This window comes from Pseudomonas umsongensis, from assembly GCF_002236105.1.
Classification (GTDB): Bacteria; Pseudomonadota; Gammaproteobacteria; order Pseudomonadales; family Pseudomonadaceae; genus Aquipseudomonas; species Aquipseudomonas umsongensis.
Genome location: NZ_NIWU01000001.1, coordinates 1,731,614 through 1,750,765, shown reverse-complemented (window position 1 = coordinate 1,750,765; position 19,152 = coordinate 1,731,614). Strand labels below are relative to the sequence as shown.

Sequence of the window (19,152 nt, the reverse complement as noted above, 5' to 3'; positions counted from 1 at the left end):
CTTCCTTAATCATTTAGTGTTAATACCAAATGAAAGAATATGTAAAGGGACTGTTGCGTCAGTTGATTACGCCGTCGGTACGCTTTGAACTGCGGAAAGCCCATGCCTGGCTGCGCGATATTGCCGGCCGAGCCTGTTTTTGGCGCTGGGAATTTGTCAGGTTCAAGCTGCGCGAAGAGAGTCCTTACGACATTCTCTATATGGGGCGTAAGGCACAGCGTGAATTTGTGAAAGTTCTCATGGGTGCTGAACCTCAGGTTGCCAATCAGCAACTTAGGGCGAATAAACCAGGCATAACGGTGTTCGTCAGTGAAATACCGACGCCGGGCGCACTCTGTGTGCCCCAATATCTCAGCGCCGTAGTTCCTCTGGGCCGCTCGATCGAGGACATCACCGCAAGATATAACTCTGAGCTGCGGCGCAATCTTCGCAAGAACCGTTTGCGCTATCGCCTTAAACAGGCGTTGAACGACGATGAAATCGAAAGCGCCGACCAAGGCATGCTGCAACCCTATGCCAGCGCAAGGCATGGCACGTCTGCTTCGCAAATTGAGCAGCAGGAGGTGCGAAGGGTGGCCAAAACCGCCGGCCGCCTGGACCTGGTGCTGCTGGAAGACGAGGTGGTCGCCTGTCACCTTGGCTGCGTGATTACCCGCGCGGGCAAGCGCTACTGGAGCACGATCCGTTTCGGCTACCCCGAAACAGTCTATTCGAATGCGAAAAAGCTTAGGGAAATCAACTCGATCACCACCTTCATGGCGCTGGAATGGGCGCTGGAAAACGGCTTTGATTATTACGATATCGGCACTTGCCTGGCGCGCCCGGACGACGGTTTGCTGGAATGGAAAAGAAGGCGTGGCGGCGATGTCGATACCCTGAATAACCATGGCTATCTGTTTGTCCGGCTGCCCAAGGTGGGCGTTGCGCAATTTCTCTGGGAAACACCCTTGTTTGCCGTAGAGGGAAAAGAACTGACCCTGCATCTGGGTTTGCCGGACGGGCAAACTGATGAGGATATTGCCGAGCGCTATCGCGAAATGGGATTTGGCGGACTGAGCAAGGTCTATCTTCATTGCGCCAAGGCACCACCGGAACAACTGCTCGAGACTTTACGCGCTCGATACGGTCATCTGAAGGTACCACCTGTCATGGAAAGTATTATTTGCAATTGACTGGAGTTTGATAGTGCGCACAAGGACGACAAGCGCTAATTATATTTAAACGCATTAGAGTGGTAATCCTTATGTCGCAATCGAATATGTTGGTGAGCGGCGCTGGGGCGAAATGGAGTTTTGCTGCGTATAAACACATGTTCAAGGAGAAAGTTGCCAGGAAAGCGCCGCTGGACCTGCAAAGTGTCGCGGTAAAAACCTGGGACGTGGCTCCCCCTGATGAATCGATTGCACCCCCTGCTTTTTACCTGCCCAACCAGCTTGAACGCGTGACGGGATGGCAGTTTTATCCCTTCGAGCATCCCCGTCGCACCATGGAGGGCAACGGGCTCGTGCAGCACGGCCCCACTCGCGCCTTTCTGCTCAAGGACGCCTGGCTGATCGACGGCGCGCTTTACAAAGGTGATGCCAAATCCTGGTTATCGCCCAGGGCCGGTTGGTTGCCGAAGATTCGCATAGAACACGAAATCGATCGCGCAGCGATGTATTGCACTGTGGGCGGCAATAAGTGGTTTGGATCGTGGATGGTGGATGATTGCATCACCTATCCCATGGCGAGCCAGCTCGGCGTTCCGGTGACCACGGAACTCGCTGAAACCGAAATCAGCGTAACCCGGCACGGGATACTTCACGCCCCCGGTTATGAAAAGTGGCTGGGCATGAATCCGCTGCGTATGCGCAACGCATTTTTTCGTGAACTGGTGATTTTTGACGACATCAGCCAGAACCGCCACAAGCACATGCGCTTTCGCGCCATGACGGAAAAGTTGTTGTCCCATGTCAACGTCAACTCGCACCCAGGGGTGTTCGTGCTGCGGGGCAACAAGGGTGAGTTGCGGTTGCTGCGCAATGAACTGGAATTGGCTGAACGCCTGCGCGAGCGCCGCGGCTTTCGCATCATCGACCCCTCGAAATCCGACGTGGCGACCATCGTCGCGGCTTGTGCCGGCGCCAGGACCGTGATCGGCATCGAAGGCAGTCAACTCATACACGGCGTCAATGTCCTTGCGCCCGGTGGTTCGCTGCTGGTCCTGCAACCCCCTGATCGTTTCGTCTGCTTTTTCAAATACCTGACGGATCGCGATCAGCAAAACTTCGGTTTTGTGGTGGGCACCCCGGACGGCGAAGGTTTCCGGATCGATCCCGATGAGGTTGAGCGTACTCTCGACCTGTTCCCGGCCTGACGCTTTTGCGGCCTCGTGCTTAACCCGGTAACGCTGGTCGTCAGCGTTACCGGGCGGCTCATGCAATCAAGATACGATTAGTAGGCATGCTTGCCGGAGAAGGCTGTCACCGTCCGGGCAAGGATGACGAAGTCGAGCCACAGCGACCAGTTGTTGATGTATTCGATGTCCGAATCCACCCGGCGAATCATCTGTTCGATGTCTTTGGTTTCACCGCGATAGCCACGTACTTGAGCCAGGCCAGTAATGCCTGGCTTGATGTTGTGGCGGGCAAAGTAGTCGGCGATGTCGGGTGAATACTGCGCGTCGTGCTGGATGGCATGCGGACGCGGCCCGACCAGGGACATTTCCCCCATCAGTACATTGAACAACTGCGGTAGCTCATCCAGGCTGGTGCGTCGAATGAAGGCGCCGACCCGGGTCATGCGCGGATCATTCTTTTGTGCTTGCTTGACTACACCGTCTTCGGGCTGATGGACCACCATGCTCCTGAACTTCCAGATGCGAAACGGTCCGCCACTCCAGCCCATCCGTTGCTGGCGAAAGAACACCGGCCCCGGGCTGTCGAGCTTGATGGCAATGGCCACGATGGCCAGCACTGGCGCCGCAATCAGCAACAGCAGAAACGCCAGCACGCGGTCTTCAAGGTTCTTGAGCAGCAGGCGCATGCCCATCAGTGGCGTTTCCGACAAGGTCAGCACCGGAATGCCGGCGATCTCGCGAACGCTGTGGTTGATCAAGCGCAGGGAAAAGATGTCTGGCACCCAGTTGACCGAGATGTGCTTGTCGAACAGCTTCAGATACACATCCTTGATCACCTGGGAGCCGTCCAGTGGCGTGACGAAGTAGACGGTGCGGATCGAATGCTGGACGACCAGGTCGTCAAGATCGCAAATATGACCCAGTATCGCCAGGCGGTTGGGGTTTTCCGAACCATCCTTGCCCCGGTCGTCGGCCGCCCCGATCAACACGGAGCCGACTACCCGTTCACCCAACCAGGGGTTGTTGCTGATTTTCTGGTGCAGGAAGTCCGCCAGCTCTCCCGAGCCGATGATCAGTGCGTTGTCCCGTTGGGTGGGGTGGGCCAGGAATTTCTTTTGCAGTTCACGGGTCGCGAGGTGCAAAAGCAGCTGGGCAAAATACCCGATGACGAACAACTCACCGACCAGCAAGCGTGAGTACTGTTCGCTTTGTTTCGTAAGAAAGGCCATGGCGACGAGAAAACAAAAAGCGGCGGTCCACGCCTTGAACAGTTTGAAGGCCTTGACGGCAAACACGACATTGCTTCGATAAATCGCGTAGTGGTCGTAGACGACCGCAAGCGCCCCCAGCAGCAACAGGACCATGATCACATAAGCCTGGGTGATGAAACCTATGTGATAAACAATCAGGTACCACGCGACACCGGTGACAGCGAGGCTATCGAGGCCTGCCTGGATAAAGATACTGGTACTGCTTCTTCGCTGGAGTACGGAACGGCTACTGCTCGGCTCAAAAATCATGATCAGATCCCATTTTTGCTGCCCCCTCGCGCCCAACCCGAACGCGATCCAGGTCAAAACCACCTTCGTTTCAGAGCTTTAGCCTCAACGGCAAGCTACTTATAGTCGAGAAATCCTCCTTCCACCGAAATTCGCAAAGCTGGGGAGAACGCGGCATCCCGTGCTATCACTTTAGCAGCAGTGTGGATTCATTCACGCAATGGACGAAGTTTAGTCTGCGGCATGCACGCAGGCACCGGGCGGCCTGCTTTTGGAGTGACTGGACGACCATCGGTAGAAACTGGATTGTATGCCTGGATGGGCGGGAGGACCTGGGACGTCGGCTGCGAACAAGCAGCGTTATCAGTTGCTCATGCCGTCTTCGATGGCGATGCCTTGGGAGCGCATCTTGCTGATCAGTTCAGCGCGAGTGCCTGGCAGGTTGAGCATGGTTTTGGCGCGCAACGCCGCCACTTCGTCGGCACTGTAGGGCTGGTAATCGGCGGGTCGGCTTTTACCGGCCATGCCGTCCTCGCGCATCAGCCAGTTGAGCAGGTCGGCCAGCTGCGCGTTGTTCAACGCTGATTGCGACATGCCCGGCACGCGCACCAGGAATTCACGGCCGCCCGGGACTTTCAGGAAGTTGCCTACAAATCCGGTCATTCTCGGGGTGTCATTGGCCGCCGAGCCCATGCCGTTGCCCAGATGGCAACCGGCACATTGCAACTGATAGTTAACGCCCACGCTGTAGCCAGCTTCGGCGATGGGCTTTTGCAGTTCCTCGTTGCCCGGCGCGTGGCGCTGCGTAGGGTCGGGGATGGCCCGGGCCTGGGCGAGCGGGGTGGTCAGGGCGCAGGCCAGGCCGAGGATTAGCAAACGACGCATTTCGAACCCCTTATTTGTTGTGCCTTGAAAAGATCGCAGCCTGCGGCAGCTCCTACAGGAGCACGCGGTCAATCCAGGAGCTGCCGCAGGCTGCGATCTTTTAAAAAAAACGCCGATCGCGTGGGCAACCGGCGGTGGTGCGTGTCAGACCGCCACGCCACGGATGATCGAAACGGTGCAGTGATAGATGTGCGACTTGGCGGCCAGGCACCAGTTCACATCGTTGTTGTTGAACGGGCGGTAGGCCGGTTCTTCACTGTCGTTACGGGTGCAGGCGCACTGGGCGCAGCTTTGTTTACCGCAGCAGTCGTTGTACGAAATGATGTAGTCCTTGCCGTCGGCCGGGTTGCGGCAGGTGCCGATCCAGGTCACTTGCGAGGCCTCGGTGCCCGGTGGGCAGGAAGTCACCGAACCGCCGCAGCAGCTGCACAGAAAGCCGTCGATGGAGCAGTAGCGCCAGTAGTCACAGCTGTTTGGATCACCCGGGTCACCGGCTTTCGGGTCAGTGGCGGCCAGCGCCTTGCTGGTGCGATCCAGCGGCAGCAGCACGGGAAGGGCGGCACCGGCGACGATCAGCGAGCCCATGCGAGCCAGCAGTTTGCGGCGCGAAGTCGTGTCGGCAACACGGCGCGAGGAGCGTTCGAATAACAGATCCAGCAGTTTCATGAAGGTCTCCCTGCCTTATCAGTGGCTATGGCCGTGGCTGTGGTCATGAGCGTGGTCGTGGGGTTGCGCATTGAGGTATTGCTGCAGCGTCGCGTGCTTGAGGTGCTCGACTTCGAACAGACTGTCCAGGTGCTCGCGGGAGTTGACCAGGCCTTTGGCGCGCAGGGTGCCGGACTTGTCGATCAGGGCTGCGTACGGCAGCTTGCCGATCTGGTAGGTCATGCCCACTTCCGGGCCGACTACATAAGTGGCGTCTTCGAGTTTGTGCTCGCGGATCAGCGCTTGCTGGGCGTCCATGTCGCCATCGCTGACGAACACCACGTCCAGCGTGCTGGCTTGTTCCCTGGCGATGGATTTGATCGCCGGCAGCAGGGATTTGCAGATCGGGCAAGTCGGCGAGAGGAAGAACAGCAGTTGCGATTTCTCGCCGGCATAACCGAAGTTCACCGGGCGGCCATTACGGTCGGCAGCGGTCACTTGCGGTGCGGCTTCGTTGACGGCCACGCCTTTGTCCATCATCAGCGCGCCGGCCGGGGCCAGACGGCCGTGCAACACGCCAATCTGACGGACCAGGCCCATGACGACGAACGCCACGGCCACCAGCAATACCCAGAGCAGAACGTTGGAAACTATCAAGCCTTCCATTGTGATTACCTACCAATCAATTTGAGCAGAAGAGGGGAGTTCGCCGCCAGGCCATCGGCCGCGGCGTAGATGAGCAGCGCGACGGCGGCCGAAGCCAGGGTCACGAAGCCATCGAACACAGTCATGTCGCGCACTACCGGCGCTACGCTTGCCAGCAATGCCAGCGCCACCAGCACGCTGTTGCGCAGCAGCAGGACCGGGCGCAGCGGTTGCGCCTGGTCGGGACCTGCACAGCCGCAGTCGATGTCGCGACGCCCACGCCACAGGTTGATGCCGATGGCGGCGGCGTACAGCGCCAGCAGGCTGGCCGCGCTCAACGCTGCCCAGGGGCGGCTGACCGGCACCAGCAACGCGAACGCAATGGCCAGTTCCAGCAGCGGGATCAACCGCGCGCTCGGGCGCACCAGCGCGTCGGGCAGCAGTTGATAATCGGCAAGTTGTTTGCGAAAGCGCGCTGGCGCTCGCACCTTGTGGGTCGCGGCACTGGCCAGCAGCACCGCAATTGCGATGGCGCTGGCAATGATGAAGATCGGATCTGATTGCATGGCCTGATCCCTGTTAGTAGCTCATGACCTGGGTCGCGGTTTTTGCGACCTTGGCCATGCTGCCGGTGTGCTGGTTGGTCTTGAGGTCGAAGATCTGCAAGCCGCCTTCAACGTCGGTGCCCAGCAGCAGTGGCTTGTCGTCGCCGGTGGCCTGCATGCTCCACACCGGTACCGGTGCTTCCAGGGTGGCGATTTTCTTGCCAGTCTTCAGATCGAAGGCCCAGATCAGGGGACTCGGGTCTTCCCACTTCATCGGTTCGTGGGCGTCGTGCATCAGCACGTACAAGCGGTTCAGCTTCGGCGCGACCGCCATCAGCTGCCAGCCGCCCGGGGCCCAACCGGCTTTCTTCTCTTCGTCGGTGACCAGCGACCAGCTCGGCAGGATTTTCGGCGTGTCAGCGGAGAAATCCACGGCGCGCACGGTGCCGGTAGTGGTGGTGAAGTAGTAGGTGTCGCCGACGTTGACCGCGCGCTCCACCAGTTTTTCCGCGTTCGGGTCAAAGAACGGCGTGCGGTTGCGCGCGTTTTCCTGGCCTTGATCGTTGAGGGTCACCACCTGCAGGCTGCCGTCGCCGCACAGCGAGGCGAAGCGACGCTTGCCCACCGGGTAGTTGAGCACGCAACCGGGAATCGCGATTTCCGAGGCAACCGCTTTGGTCTGGGTATCGACCACAGTGACCGAGGTCGATGGGGTGAAGTTGTAGACGTAGACGAAACGGTCATCGCCGCTGGTCTTCAGGCCGTAGCGCTGGGTCAGCGATTCGGCGCGCTTGTTCGGGATCAGTACTTCCCAGGCCGGCGACAGGGTCGAGCTGTCCCACGCGGTCAGCACGTCGGTACGGGTGCCGCGGGTGCCGCGCGAATACCAGATGTCGGCGCTGTAGATCAGCTTGCCGTCATGGCTCAGGGCCGAAGGCGCGGCAAAGCCGGTCGGGACCATGCCGAGCACGCGTTTCTGGTCGGGGTCGACCACGGTGACACGGCCGGCGACGAAGCTTTCGAACTCGACATCGACGACGAATGCCCGGTGCGGTTCAGCGGGGAAGGCCAGGGTGGTCTGGCCGATGCCGGTGTCGGCGGGCAAATCCGCGCGGGCACTGTTCAAGCCGAGTACAAGCAGGCTCAGGCCTAGCGCTGACTGTACGGAGATCCTGTTTGTTCGCATAAGGGGAACTTCCTGAATTATTGGTAACGCGGATCGCGGGTGAGTGGGCAGATTCTGACCATCGAATAGTGCCTCGCCCGGCAATCGCGGGAATTGCCCTGCCTGCCAAGTGTTTGTGTATCTGTGCCAGTGTCGGGGGGGATCGTTCCCACGCAGAGCGTGGGAACGATCAGATCGCGGGGGGGATCAGGGGGAGGGAAAAGCTGAATACCGCACCACAAGGCTCCAGGTTTTGCGCCCAGATATCGCCCCGGTGACGGCCGATGATGTTCTTGCACAGCGCCAGGCCAATGCCGTTGCCGCTGACCTTGGACGAGAAGAAGCCGTCGAACAGCTTCTCTTGCGCCTGGGCCTGGATGCCGCGGCCGTTGTCCTCGATGCGCACCAGCGCCACGCCGTCGGCGGCGCTGGCATGAATGCGCAAAATCCGACGTTCGAGCGGCAGGTCGGCCATTTCTTCGATCGCGTTGAACGCCAGGTTGAGGATCACCTGGCCGATCAACACCTTCTCGCAACTCACCCTTAGCGGCTCGGGTGAGGTCACGACTTCCACGCGCACCAGGCTCGGATCGGCTCGCAGGCTGATGAAGTAGCGGGTTTCGCGCAGCAGTTCGTTGAGGTCGATCAGCTCTTCGCTTTGCTCCAGTTTAACGACGTAGTCGCGCACGCTCTTGATGATCACCGAGGCGTGCTCGATCTGCCGCACGGCGCTCTGCAAACCCCAGGTGACGCCTTGATCGGCGTCGGCTGCGGTGCCCAGGCGAATCACCGCGCCCTCGATGAAGTTGCGCGTGGCGGCCAGCGGTTGGCTCAGTTCATGGGCGATGGCCACGGCCATTTCACCCATGGCGTTGTAGCGCGCCAGGTATTCGAGTTTCTGCTCGCTGACCCGCCGCGCGTCTTCGGCCTGCACCTGCTCGGTGACGTCGCGGAACAGCAGCAGATGGCCGACCAGGTCGTCTTCAATCTCTATATAACGGCACGTTGCGTCATGCCAGCGCCATTCGCCGTCCTGGCGCTGCACTTGGTAATGCACGTTGAAGGGCGTGTGTTCCGGCGTCTCATGGGCGAATTTTTGCAGCAGGCGCTGGCGCGAAGCCTCGTCGCACCAGGCCAGGAAGTTCTGGCCCATCAACGGATGGACTTCACTGCCGAGCAAGTGCGCGCCGGAGTCGCTGATAAAACCGATATCGCCCTCGGGACCGAGCACCGCCACACCCTCGGCCAGATCCTGCATGAAGGCCTTGAGCCGGCTTTCGAAACGCTTGAGGTCGCGCTTGACCTTGTCCTCCTTGGAGATGTCGCGGAACTGCACCATCAACACATCCCGACCGTCCAGATGCACCAGGGTCGCCACGGCCTCGGAAAGAATCTCCACCCCTTGCTTGGAGCGATAGCACCACTCGATGGCGCGCTGGCCGGTGCGCGCAGCACCTTCCAGCCAGCGCAGGCCCACCGAGCGCCGGTACTTGGGTGCGTCGCGGGTCATGTCCGGGGCCTTGAGCGGCGTCAATTCCTCCAGGGTAAAACCCAGCGCCGCCAGGGCGGCGGCGTTGGCCCAGAGAATTTCCTTGGTCTGCGCATCGTGAAGAATGATGCACAGCGGCATGGCTTCGATCAGCGCATGGAAGTCGTTCGGTTTTGGCTGGTACATCACACGGCCCCTGGCGGCAGAGATTTGCAGTATGGCGTTTTATACCTGCTCGCACAGCGGCATGCGCTCAGAGGTAACCGGTGTGGATCTAGGGGATTTCTTTAGGCGGGGGGCTGCACGCACCAATAGTTGCGCCGGCATCCGGTTTTTACACTGGACCGCAATGCAAGGGTGACCACGCCTTTATCTGTAGGAGCTGCCGAAGGCTGCGATCTTTTGATCTTGATCCAAAAACAAAATCAAAAGATCGCAGCCTTCGGCAGCTCCTACAGACAGCGGTGCGGTGTGGCCCCCACTAACAATAAGCAAAACGGAGAAAGCCCATGCTGCGTTCAGCGGTCGTGCAACAAGACGCACCGATCGGTGTTGACGAGAATGTCGTCGACAGCCCGGCCTTTGCGCAGGTGCTGGAAGAAGTGCGCCAACGTCGCAACGAATTCGACAGCGTTTCCCATGTGCCACGGGACATGATCGAACGCTTCAAGCAGGTGGGCATCTACCGCGCCGCCACGCCGAAATGCTACGGCGGCGACGCCCTGGCGCCGGCGAAGTTCCTGCAAATGATCGAACGCATCTCCGAGGCCGACGGCTCCGCTGGCTGGGTGGCCAGTTTCGGCAGTGCCGGCGTCTATCTGGCGGCTTTGCCACGCGAAACCCTGGCTGAACTCTACGCCGATAGCCCGGACCTGGTGTTCGCCGGCGGCCTGTTTCCCTTGCAACCGGCCGAGGCGGTAGAAGGCGGCTATCAGGTCAACGGCACCTGGAAATTCGCCAGCGGCTGCATGGGCGCGGACTTGCTGGGCGTGGGCATCGGTGCTGCGGGCGGCAAGCCACGCACCGCGGTGTTCCGTCCGCAGCAGGTAGAGATCATCGAGAACTGGGACGTGGTCGGCCTCAAGGGCACCGGCAGCCACGACCTGCGCGTGTCCGACAAGCGCGTCGACGAACGCTGGACGTTCATTCGCGGTGGCGCCTCGACCATCGACGAACCGCTGTTCCGCTATCCCTCGATTGCCTACGCCGCGCAAGTGCTGGCGGTGGTCAACCTGGGCCTTGCCCGCGCTGCCCTCGATGAAATCAGCCGCATGGCTGGCGGCAGCGGTATCACCGGTGCGCCGAAACTGTCCGACCGCGCTTATGTGCGCATCGAAATCGCCAAGGCCGAAGCCAAGCTCAGCGCCGCACGCGGCTTCTTCTACAGCGCCACCGAACAGGTATGGAACTCGATCCTCGCCGGCAATCCGGTCACCCCGGAGCAGACCAGCTTGTTGCGCTTGTCCGCCATTCACGTGTCCCAGGCCGGCGCCGAGGTGGTGCAAAGCGCCTACAGCCTGGCCGGTACCACCGCCATTTACCTGCGCCATCCACTGCAGCGTTACCTGCGCGACTCGATGGTGGTGACCCAGCACGCCTTCCTCAGCGAAGGGCTGTATGACGGCGCCGGCTCGGTGTTCCTCGGCGTGCAGCCGTTCCCGGGCTACATCTGAACACTTTATTCCAGAGCTTCATTTTCAAGGATCAATACACATGACTCAAACCACTCAAGAACCGCTGCGCGTCGTCTTCTGCATCGGCATCACCCAGAACTTTTTTGACCTGCCTACCGGCGAAGGCCTCAGCGTATGGAAGGGCTTCAGCCGGATGATGGCGGATCTCGGCGCGATGCCCGGCATCAACGTGCTCGGCGCCATGGATGACGACCGCCTGATGGTCGGCCCTTCGACCACCTCGCCCTGGACCGTGTACATCATGGCCGACGTCGACTGCCACCAGTCGGTCATCGACGCCTGCAACCTGTTCCGCACCACGCCGGTGAACGAATACAGCCTGTGGCGCTACGCCAAGGTCGAAGCGCGCATCGGTCGCCCGCTGACCATCCCTGACGCGGCCAAGGTGTAAGCCATGGACGAGGCCTTGCTGCAGCGTCTGGCGACGCTCGAAGGGGAAAGCGCAGTGCGTCGCTTGATGGCGCGCTACATGGACCTCTGCGACGTGCCGCGGGTGCCGACCCAGGTCAGCGAACTGGCCGAGCTGTTCTGCGTCGATGCGATCTGGGAAGGCGTGGGGCGCGAGACCGCGCAGACCTTCGGCCAGCATCGTGGACGCGAGGCCGTGGCGGCGTTTGTCGGTGGTTACCTGCCGCCGTCGGATCACTTCCAGTTGAACCTGCATTACCTCACCAGCGAGTCGATCTTGGTCGACGGCAACGCGGCGCAGGGGCAGTGGATCATGCAGCAGATTTCCACCTATGCCGATCAGCGCAGCGAACTGTTCGGCACGCGCTTGAACATCGATTTCCGCTGTGTCGACGGCGTCTGGCTGATCGCGCATTTTCGCACGCAACGGCTGTTTAATACGGAGCTGAATGCATGAGTACTTTCGTCAGCGAATTCCTCCTCGGCGGCAGCGGAAAACGCGTGGCCATCAAGGACTCCATCGACATTGCCGGCCATCCGACCCGCTCGGGCAGCCGTGCGTTTGCCGACGTACCAGCGGCGACGAAAAACGCCGAAGTGGTGGACGCGATTCTCAACGCCAATTGGCAGATCGTCGGCAAGACCAACCTGCACGAACTGGCGTTTGGCGTCACCGGCATCAACGACTGGACCGGCACGCCGATCAACCCGCAAGCCCCTGACCGCGTGCCGGGCGGCTCCTCCAGCGGTTCGGCCTCGGCGGTCGCGGCGGGCCTGGCGGACATCGCTATCGGCACCGACACCGGGGGGTCGGTGCGGGTGCCGGCGGCCTGCTGCGGTATCACCGGACTAAAACCGACTTTTGGCCGTGTCAGCCGCGTTGGCGCGCATCCGCTGGCCTCCAGCCTCGATTGCGTGGGGCCGTTCGCCAGGACCATGGACGACCTGATCGCCGCCATGCAGGTGATCTGCCCGGGCTTCAATGTGCAAGGTTTGCCAGGTGACGGCGCCAAGGTCGGCTTCCTCGAAGTGGCCTGCGACGCGCACCTGCAAGCCAGCCTCGGTGCTGCCGCCGACCGCGCGGGCTGGCGCCGCAGCCACCTGCAATTGAGCGAGTTCGAAGCGGCGTTCGCCGCCGGCCTGACCGTGATCAATTTCGAAAACTGGGCAGCGTTCGGCCACCTGACCGGCAAGGGCCTGATCGGCGCCGATGTGGAAACCCGTCTGCTCGCAGCCAGCCGCACTACTCGTGAAGAGCTCGCAAAGGCAGAAATCGTGCGTACTCGCTTTACCCAACAGGTGGATGCCGCGCTGGAAGACTTCGCGGTGCTGCTGTTGCCGACGCTGCCGAGCCTTCCACCCACGCTGAGCGAAGCGCGTAGCGGCAGCAAGGCCGTGGCCGGCATGACCCCGCTGGCGCGTCCTTTCAACCTCAGTGGCCATCCGGCGCTGACGGTGCCGGTGGAACTCGATTGCGGCGGGCTGAAAGTCGGCCTGCAGATTGTCGGTCGCAAAGGTCAGGACGAACTGGTCTGCGCCTTCGGTGCGCAGCTGCAAGCCTCAATCCTTTAAATCTAACAAGAAGCCATGAGGAGAACCGCATGAGCACTCATGAATACCGGCTGATCGCAACGTCGAAAAGCCCCGAAGAGCTGGTCCAGCACGACCGCGTCGATGTCTCGCTGTACAACGACCCGGCGCTGTTCGAAGCCGAGCTGGAAAAGATTTTCTACCGCACCTGGGTGTGGGTCGCCCACGAAAGCGAAGTGCGCAACAGCGGCGACTTCAAGACCGCCACCATTGGCCGTCGCCCGGTGATCGTCGTTCGCGACAAGAAGAACAACATCAACGTGCTGGAAAACCGTTGCCGCCACCGCGGTGCCACCGTGTGCGAGAAGCACAAGGGCAACGCCACCGGTTTCACTTGCCCGTACCACAGCTGGTCCTATGGCCTGGACGGCAAGCTGCGTGCGCTGCCGTATCCGGATGGCTACGAAGGCATCCTGGAAAAGTCCGAATTGCCGCTGACCAGCCTGCGCGTCGAGAGTTACGCCGGCATGGTGTTCGCCAGCTACAACGATGAGATCGAACCGCTGGAAGACTTCCTCGGCGGCGCCAAACACTGGATGGACCTGTTCATGAAGCAGGGCGCCGGTTACCCGATCAAGACCCAGGGCGAACACAAGTTCAGCTTCAAGGGCAACTGGAAGATCCAGCTGGAAAACACCACCGACGGTTACCACTTCCCGATCGTGCACAAGTCGTTCATGTCGTCGGTGGATGAAGAAACCTCGGAAATGCTTTCGTTCATGACCGACGAGCAAGCGGTCACTCACTCCCTGGGCAACGGCCACAGTGTGATGGTGATGGTGCCGGAGCACGTTGATCTTGATCACGACGACGGCACTGAACAATTGCAAGAGCGCTTCGCCCACGTCACTGAAGAACTGTCGAAGACCCTGCCGGCCGACCAGGTACGGCGCATCGTGCGCTCGCTGCACGGCGCCGGTTTCAACCTGAACCTGTTCCCCAACGTGGCCATGTCGATGTCGTTCTTCCGCGTGCTGCGTCCGGTGTCGGTCACTGAAACCGAGATCCGTCACGTTGCCCTGGGCATGGACGGCGGCCCGGAAATCGCCAACCGCGAACGCATGCGCATTCACGAACACTTCCAGGGCCCGTTCGGTTTCGGCAGCCCTGACGATGCCGAAGCCTGGGACCGCGTGCAGCGTGGCTCGTACGCCGGCGTCGATGCGCCAATCCTGGTCAACCGCGGCCTGAACCGCGAAATCACCGCTGAAAACGGCGACAAGGTCAGCCACGCCACCGACGAGGGCGGCATGCGCGGAGCCTACGACATGTGGAAAAGGATGATGAGCCAATGAGCAATCACGACACCCTGAACGGTTTTTCCGGCCCGCTGGCCCAGGCCATCGAATTCATCTGGCGCGAGGCCGAACTGCTCGACCACAAGCACTACGCCGAGTGGGCGACCTTGTGGAGTGAAAGCGGCAAGTACATCGTGCCGATCGACCCGGACACCGAAGACTTCGAGGCGACGCTGAACTACGCCTACGACGACGCACGCATGCGTGACCTGCGCATCGAACGCCTGACCGCCGGCTATTCGCCGTCGGCGGTGGATGCGGCGAAAACCATTCGCACGATCTCGCGTTTCCGCCTGGTCGAAGCCGCCGGTGACATCGTCGAAGTCAACTCGGCGCAGCTGCTGTACGCCTACAAACGCGGCGTGCACACACCGTTCGTGGCCGACCTGAACCACCGCATCCGTTTCACCGATGGCGTGCCGACCCTGGAGCGCAAAGTGGTACGGCTGATCAACTCCACCGACAGCCTGAGCGCGCTCGGCTTCCTCCTGTGAGGGCAACATCATGAGTCGAGTAGCCCTTGTAACAGGTGCCTCGCGCGGACTGGGCGAGTGCATCGCCCGTCGTCTGCACGGGGCGGGGTATCGCGTCGCCCTGGCCGATGTGCGCCTCGATGGCGTGCGTCAACTGGCTGCCGAGCTGGATGCCAGTGGTGCCAGTGCTATCGCCATTGAGCTGGACGTGCGCAGCAAGTCCGACTTCCAGCATGCCCGCGACGTGTTGGTCGAGCACTGGGGCGGCTGCGACATCCTGGTGAACAACGCCGGGGTGTCGAAAGTCGCGGCGCTGATGGACATCACGCCCGAAGAGTTCGACGAGTCGATGGCGATCAACCTGCGCGGCACCTTCGTCGCCTGCCAGGTGTTCGGCGCACACTTCGCCGAGCGTGGCTTTGGCCGCATCGTCAACATCGCTTCCCTGGCCGGGCAAAACGGCGGCACCGCGACCGGCGCGCATTACGCCGCGGCCAAGGGCGGCGTGGCGACGCTGACCAAAGTCTTTGCCCGTGAACTGGCGCCGCAAGGGGTGACGGTCAACAGCATCTCGCCAGGTCCGCTGGACTTGCCGATCGTGCGCGAAACCGTGGCCCCGGAGCGTCTGGAACAGATCCTGAAAATGATCCCGGCCGGCACCCTCGGCGACCCGGCGTTCATCGCCGACAGCGTGCTGTTGTTGATCGCCGACAACGCCACGTCCGTCACCGGCGCGTGCCTGGACGTCAACGGCGGCCTGTTCATGCGCTAAGCCACAGAAAAATGCCCCCCTGTAGGAGCGAGCGCGCTCGCGATGGTCGTCAACGATGACACGGGAAACCTGACACCCCGTGGCGACCTCAGGTTCATCGCGAGCATGCTCGCTCCTACAGGATGCAGTACCCAAGACAACAGTATTCAGGTGATGCCATGATGAAGGTGAAAATCGAAAGGATCGTCGAAGAAGCGCAGGATATCCGTTCCTTTCGCCTCGTGCGCAGTGACGGCCAGCCGCTCGACACCTATGAACCGGGTGCCCACGTCGACCTGACCGGGCCGACCGGCGTGACCCGCCAGTATTCCCTGTGCAGTCCGCCACAGGATCGCCGCGCCTATCTGGTGGCGGTGAAAAAAGAGGCAAATTCACGCGGGGGCTCGCAGGCCCTGCATGAGCAAGTGGAAGAGGGGATGGAGCTGGAAATGGGCGCGCCGCGCAACCTGTTCCACCTCGATCCCGATGCCCGCGAACATGTGCTGTTCGCCGCTGGCATTGGCGTGACGCCCCTGTTGAGCATGGCCTATCGACTGGCGGAAAGCGGCCAGCCGTATCGCCTGCATTACTTCGCCCGCTCGGCGCAGTACGCCGCGTTTACCGAACTGCTGGCAACGAATTTCGCCGATCACGTAGAGTTCCACTACGGCGTCGAACCGGGCGATCTGGACGCTGCATTGAGCGCATGCCTGGATCGCGCCAACCCGGCGGCCCACGTCTACACCTGCGGCCCGGCACCGTTCATGAAAAAAGTGGTGGAAGTGGCTGCGCGCAGTCGCGCCGATGAGGCCATTCACCTTGAACACTTCGCTGCGGATCCGGCGGCCAACAGCGCTCCGGCCGGCAGTTTCGAAGTGCAGCTGGCCAGTTCCGGTGTAGTGCTGCAAGTGCCGGCCAACACCAGCCTGGTGGACGTATTACAGGCCCACGGTTGCGACATCGACACCGAGTGCCGCGAAGGCATCTGCGGCACCTGCATCGTCGAAGTGCTGGAAGGCGTGCCGGAGCACCGCGACAACTGCCTTTCCAACAAGGAAAAGGCCTCCAACCAGCAGATTTGCGCCTGCGTTTCACGGGCACTTTCCGCTCGTCTGGTATTGGACATTTAATCGCTTTGCGCGCTGGAAAGCCGACGCCGGAGTCTGTTGAATGAGGCCCGGCGGCCGCCAAGGGAGGGGTTGGCTGGAGTACGAAACACTATTTACCGAACCGCTCGGCGAAGCGGTCGAGAATAACAACAAGAACTGTGAGGCTTTGCGGACATGATTACAGCATCGACGGTGCGCAATGAGGCGTTCGAAAGTTGGTTGAGCCAGGTGAACCAGGCCTGCGGGCGTTTTGACGCCAGGGCGCTGGACACCGACTTCTACGGCCAACTCACGGAGTTTCGCAGCGGCGCGATCAACCTCAGTGTGGTCGACATGGCGCATGTGCATCTGTATCGCACCAGCAAGGACGTCAGCACCAGCAGCGACGGCCACTATTACGCGGTGTTCCAGCTGCACGGCAGCTCGCACCTGGAACAGGGCGACAACCGCACGCAACTGGGCTGTGGCGACATCGCGTTGATCGATGCCAGCCGCCCCAGCGACATGACCTACAACGATGACTCGCGCCAGTTGTCGCTGATCCTGCCGCGCCAGGTGGTGGAGCGTGGTACGCACTTCAATGCGGTGAACTGCGCCACGCGCATCGGCGCCAACAGCCCTCTGGCGGCGATGGCCAACAAGCTCGTAATGGAGACCCGCCAGCAAGAAGGGCTGGACATGCAGGAAAGCGAGGCCGTGCTCGACGCCCTGGTCAGCCTGCTGCTGCCGGGGATCAGCGCCCGTGACAGCAATGCCGATCCCCATGAGCGGCAGTTCCGCAAGATCATCGCCTTCATCGACGCGCACCTCAGCGACGAAGAGCTGTGCCCTGAACTGATCGCCCGAGAAGTGGGGATTTCCGTGCGCGGCCTGTACCGGATGTTCTCCAAGCGCGGCCTGGTGGTGGCGCAATACATCAAGCACCGGCGCCTGGACTTCTGCGCGGAAAACCTGCGCCGTGCCGATGTCGAGCAGAAGCTGTCGGCACTGTGTTACGCCTGGGGTTTTTCCGATTCCAGCTACTTCTCGTCGGCGTTCAAATCGCGTTTTGGCGTGTCACCGGGTGCCTATCGCAAGCGCTATAGCCAGCACTGACCGCGTTGTCGTTCTTCGCGAGCAGGCTCGCTCCCACAGCAGATCTCGGTGTTCACCGCAGATCTACTGTGGGAGCGAGCCTGCTCGCGAAGGCGGCCTCAGGATTGCCGCAGATTGATCAATGCCGCGCCGGCTCATCCACCGGCAGGTGCAACACCTCGCGCACCAGCATGGCAATGCTGCTCACACCCATCTTTTCCTTGATCTTGGTGCGGTGCACGTCAACGGTCTTCACGCTGATGTTCAGCTCCCGGGCGATCACCTTGCTGGCCTTGCCATCGATCACCAGCATCAACACTTCACGCTCGCGGCTGGTCAGCAGCGCCAGCTTGCCCTGCAGGTTCTGGCGCTGCTGCTGATCGGCCTGGGCGTGCACGGCGGTCTTGAGCGCGGCCTGGATGCGGTCGATCATCTGCTGCGGGTTGTAGGGCTTCTCGACGAAGTCCAGCGCGCCATTCTTCATCGCCGTGACCGACATCGGAATGTCGCCATGGGCCGAGACGAAAATGGTCGGCAAGGTGCTGCCGCGCTGGTTGAGGATCTCCTGCAGCTGGAAACCGCTGGTTTCCGGCATGCGCACATCCAGCACCAGGCAGGCGGGCTGCCTGGGGTCGTACTGGCTGAGGAATTCTTCGGCGCCAGCGAAGCACTGCGCCTGAACGCTGACCGACTCCAGCAGCCAGGCCAGCGAGGTGCGCAGGTCTTTGTCGTCGTCAACGATGTAAACAATCGGTTTGCGGGTTTCCATCAGGGGCTGCCACGAAAATTTCTAATTATTGTTTTCGCACGCGAACGCACGGCACGCATCGGCTGTGTTTTTTCCAGCCTGTTAGCAGGATACCCACTGTCGCGGGCCCTTGCGATAAAGAAACCACCTAGTCGACTAGCGGAAACCTAACCTCGCCATGGGGATCGCAGGAATGGTTGCGCCGTGCCCTCAGCCTTAGTCTTGTTCCATCACCTACGGGCCGCTTCAGAGCGGTCCTCCTGAAGGAAGGGGCATCGACATGGCCGACCTGAGCCAGCAGCAAATCGACTTTCGCAACGCCATGGCGCAGCTGCCTGCTGCGGTGAACATCATCACCACCAATGGCCCCGGTGGGCGCTGCGGCATCACTGCCAGCGCTGTGTGCTCGGTGACCGACTCGCCGCCCACGGTGCTGGTATGCGTCAACCGCAACAGCGCCACCCACGACGTTTTCCGCAGCAATGGCCGCCTGTGCGTCAACGTGCTGTGTGGCGAACAGGAAGAGCTGGCCCGCCACTTCGCCGGCATGACCCAAGTGCCGATGGCCGAACGTTTTGCCTGGGACCTGTGGGACGACGGCGCGGCGGACGTGCCGGTGCTGCGCGATGCCCTGGTGCAGCTGGAAGGGCGTATCACCGAGTGCAAGGAAGTCGGCTCGCACTCAGTGATGTTCGTGCAGCTGGACAAGGTGGGCGTGCGCGAACCACGCGATAGCCTGGTGTACTTCAACCGGTTGTTCCATCGCCTGGAACACGCTGGTGCGCATTGCTGACAA

At 61.2% G+C, this 19,152-nt stretch carries 20 protein-coding genes; 12 read left to right on the top strand and 8 right to left on the bottom strand.

The window, feature by feature from the left end; translation table 11 throughout:
• The first annotated feature begins 29 nt into the window (after nt 1–29).
• Together PSUM_RS07750 and PSUM_RS07745 are read left to right on the top strand one after the other, a co-directional pair.
• Entirely contained in the window at nt 30–1,172 is a 1,143-nt protein-coding gene (locus tag PSUM_RS07750) for a hypothetical protein (protein WP_042955685.1), read from the top strand.
• A gap of 71 nt (nt 1,173–1,243) precedes the next feature.
• On the top strand, nt 1,244–2,356 hold the full coding sequence (locus PSUM_RS07745) for a glycosyltransferase 61 family protein (protein ID WP_020799617.1): 1,113 nt from the start codon (nt 1,244–1,246) through the stop codon (nt 2,354–2,356).
• A 77-nt stretch (nt 2,357–2,433) separates the two neighbouring features.
• Here the strand turns inward: PSUM_RS07745 and PSUM_RS07740 are convergent, their stop codons facing one another.
• The 7 genes from PSUM_RS07740 to PSUM_RS07710 form a co-directional block, all read right to left on the bottom strand.
• The gene (locus PSUM_RS07740; RefSeq protein ID WP_033039829.1) at nt 2,434–3,858 is read right to left on the bottom strand and encodes an undecaprenyl-phosphate glucose phosphotransferase; all 1,425 of its coding nucleotides are present in this window, start codon (nt 3,856–3,858) and stop codon (nt 2,434–2,436) included.
• A 342-nt stretch (nt 3,859–4,200) separates the two neighbouring features.
• On the bottom strand, nt 4,201–4,722 hold the full coding sequence (locus PSUM_RS07735) for a cytochrome C (RefSeq protein ID WP_083349312.1): 522 nt from the start codon (nt 4,720–4,722) through the stop codon (nt 4,201–4,203).
• Nucleotides 4,723–4,866: 144 nt separating this feature from the next.
• Nucleotides 4,867–5,388 (bottom strand): methylamine dehydrogenase light chain, encoded by a 522-nt coding sequence (locus PSUM_RS07730; protein ID WP_008062110.1) that lies wholly within the window; start codon nt 5,386–5,388, stop codon nt 4,867–4,869.
• 18 nt (nt 5,389–5,406) lie between these two features.
• On the bottom strand, nt 5,407–6,033 hold the full coding sequence (gene mauD / locus PSUM_RS07725; protein WP_020799614.1) for a methylamine dehydrogenase accessory protein MauD: 627 nt from the start codon (nt 6,031–6,033) through the stop codon (nt 5,407–5,409).
• Between the two features lie 5 nt (nt 6,034–6,038).
• Complete coding sequence (locus PSUM_RS07720) at nt 6,039–6,578, bottom strand: MauE/DoxX family redox-associated membrane protein (protein WP_020799613.1); 540 nt, start codon at nt 6,576–6,578, stop codon at nt 6,039–6,041.
• Nucleotides 6,579–6,591: 13 nt separating this feature from the next.
• On the bottom strand, nt 6,592–7,743 hold the full coding sequence (locus PSUM_RS07715) for an amine dehydrogenase large subunit (RefSeq protein WP_020799612.1): 1,152 nt from the start codon (nt 7,741–7,743) through the stop codon (nt 6,592–6,594).
• Nucleotides 7,744–7,912: 169 nt separating this feature from the next.
• Nucleotides 7,913–9,397, bottom strand: a complete 1,485-nt coding sequence (locus PSUM_RS07710) for a sensor histidine kinase (RefSeq protein WP_020799610.1) — start codon at nt 9,395–9,397, stop codon at nt 7,913–7,915.
• Between the two features lie 323 nt (nt 9,398–9,720).
• On the opposite strand from PSUM_RS07710, the gene PSUM_RS07705 reads away from it, so the two are divergent.
• The 9 genes from PSUM_RS07705 (at nt 9,721) to feaR (ending at nt 17,629) form a co-directional block, all read left to right on the top strand.
• Nucleotides 9,721–10,884, top strand: a complete 1,164-nt coding sequence (locus tag PSUM_RS07705) for an acyl-CoA dehydrogenase family protein (protein WP_083349311.1) — start codon at nt 9,721–9,723, stop codon at nt 10,882–10,884.
• Between the two features lie 40 nt (nt 10,885–10,924).
• Nucleotides 10,925–11,296 (top strand): hypothetical protein, encoded by a 372-nt coding sequence (locus PSUM_RS07700; protein WP_020799608.1) that lies wholly within the window; start codon nt 10,925–10,927, stop codon nt 11,294–11,296.
• 3 nt (nt 11,297–11,299) lie between these two features.
• A complete protein-coding gene (locus PSUM_RS07695; RefSeq protein ID WP_083349310.1) occupies nt 11,300–11,770 on the top strand; it encodes a nuclear transport factor 2 family protein in 471 nt (156 codons plus the stop codon).
• On the top strand, nt 11,767–12,885 hold the full coding sequence (locus PSUM_RS07690; protein WP_020799606.1) for an amidase: 1,119 nt from the start codon (nt 11,767–11,769) through the stop codon (nt 12,883–12,885). The genes PSUM_RS07695 and PSUM_RS07690 overlap by 4 nt, the downstream gene beginning before the upstream one ends.
• 29 nt (nt 12,886–12,914) lie before the next feature.
• Nucleotides 12,915–14,198: an aromatic ring-hydroxylating oxygenase subunit alpha gene (locus tag PSUM_RS07685; RefSeq protein WP_020799605.1), complete on the top strand. Its 1,284-nt coding sequence runs from the start codon at nt 12,915–12,917 to the stop codon at nt 14,196–14,198.
• Nucleotides 14,195–14,695 (top strand): aromatic-ring-hydroxylating dioxygenase subunit beta, encoded by a 501-nt coding sequence (locus tag PSUM_RS07680; RefSeq protein ID WP_033044314.1) that lies wholly within the window; start codon nt 14,195–14,197, stop codon nt 14,693–14,695. Before PSUM_RS07685 ends, PSUM_RS07680 begins: the two co-directional genes overlap by 4 nt.
• A 10-nt stretch (nt 14,696–14,705) precedes the next feature.
• A complete protein-coding gene (locus PSUM_RS07675) occupies nt 14,706–15,446 on the top strand; it encodes an SDR family NAD(P)-dependent oxidoreductase (protein WP_083349309.1) in 741 nt (246 codons plus the stop codon).
• A 158-nt stretch (nt 15,447–15,604) separates the two neighbouring features.
• The gene (locus PSUM_RS07670) at nt 15,605–16,555 is read left to right on the top strand and encodes a PDR/VanB family oxidoreductase (protein ID WP_020799601.1); all 951 of its coding nucleotides are present in this window, start codon (nt 15,605–15,607) and stop codon (nt 16,553–16,555) included.
• Between the two features lie 153 nt (nt 16,556–16,708).
• On the top strand, nt 16,709–17,629 hold the full coding sequence (feaR, locus tag PSUM_RS07665) for a transcriptional regulator FeaR (protein ID WP_083349308.1): 921 nt from the start codon (nt 16,709–16,711) through the stop codon (nt 17,627–17,629).
• 118 nt (nt 17,630–17,747) lie between these two features.
• On the opposite strand, the gene PSUM_RS07660 is transcribed toward feaR, so the two are convergent.
• Nucleotides 17,748–18,377 (bottom strand): response regulator transcription factor, encoded by a 630-nt coding sequence (locus PSUM_RS07660; protein WP_008062087.1) that lies wholly within the window; start codon nt 18,375–18,377, stop codon nt 17,748–17,750.
• Nucleotides 18,378–18,636: 259 nt separating this feature from the next.
• On the opposite strand from PSUM_RS07660, the gene hpaC reads away from it, so the two are divergent.
• Complete coding sequence (hpaC, locus tag PSUM_RS07655) at nt 18,637–19,149, top strand: 4-hydroxyphenylacetate 3-monooxygenase, reductase component (RefSeq protein ID WP_020801262.1); 513 nt, start codon at nt 18,637–18,639, stop codon at nt 19,147–19,149.
• Nucleotides 19,150–19,152: the final 3 nt, after the last annotated feature.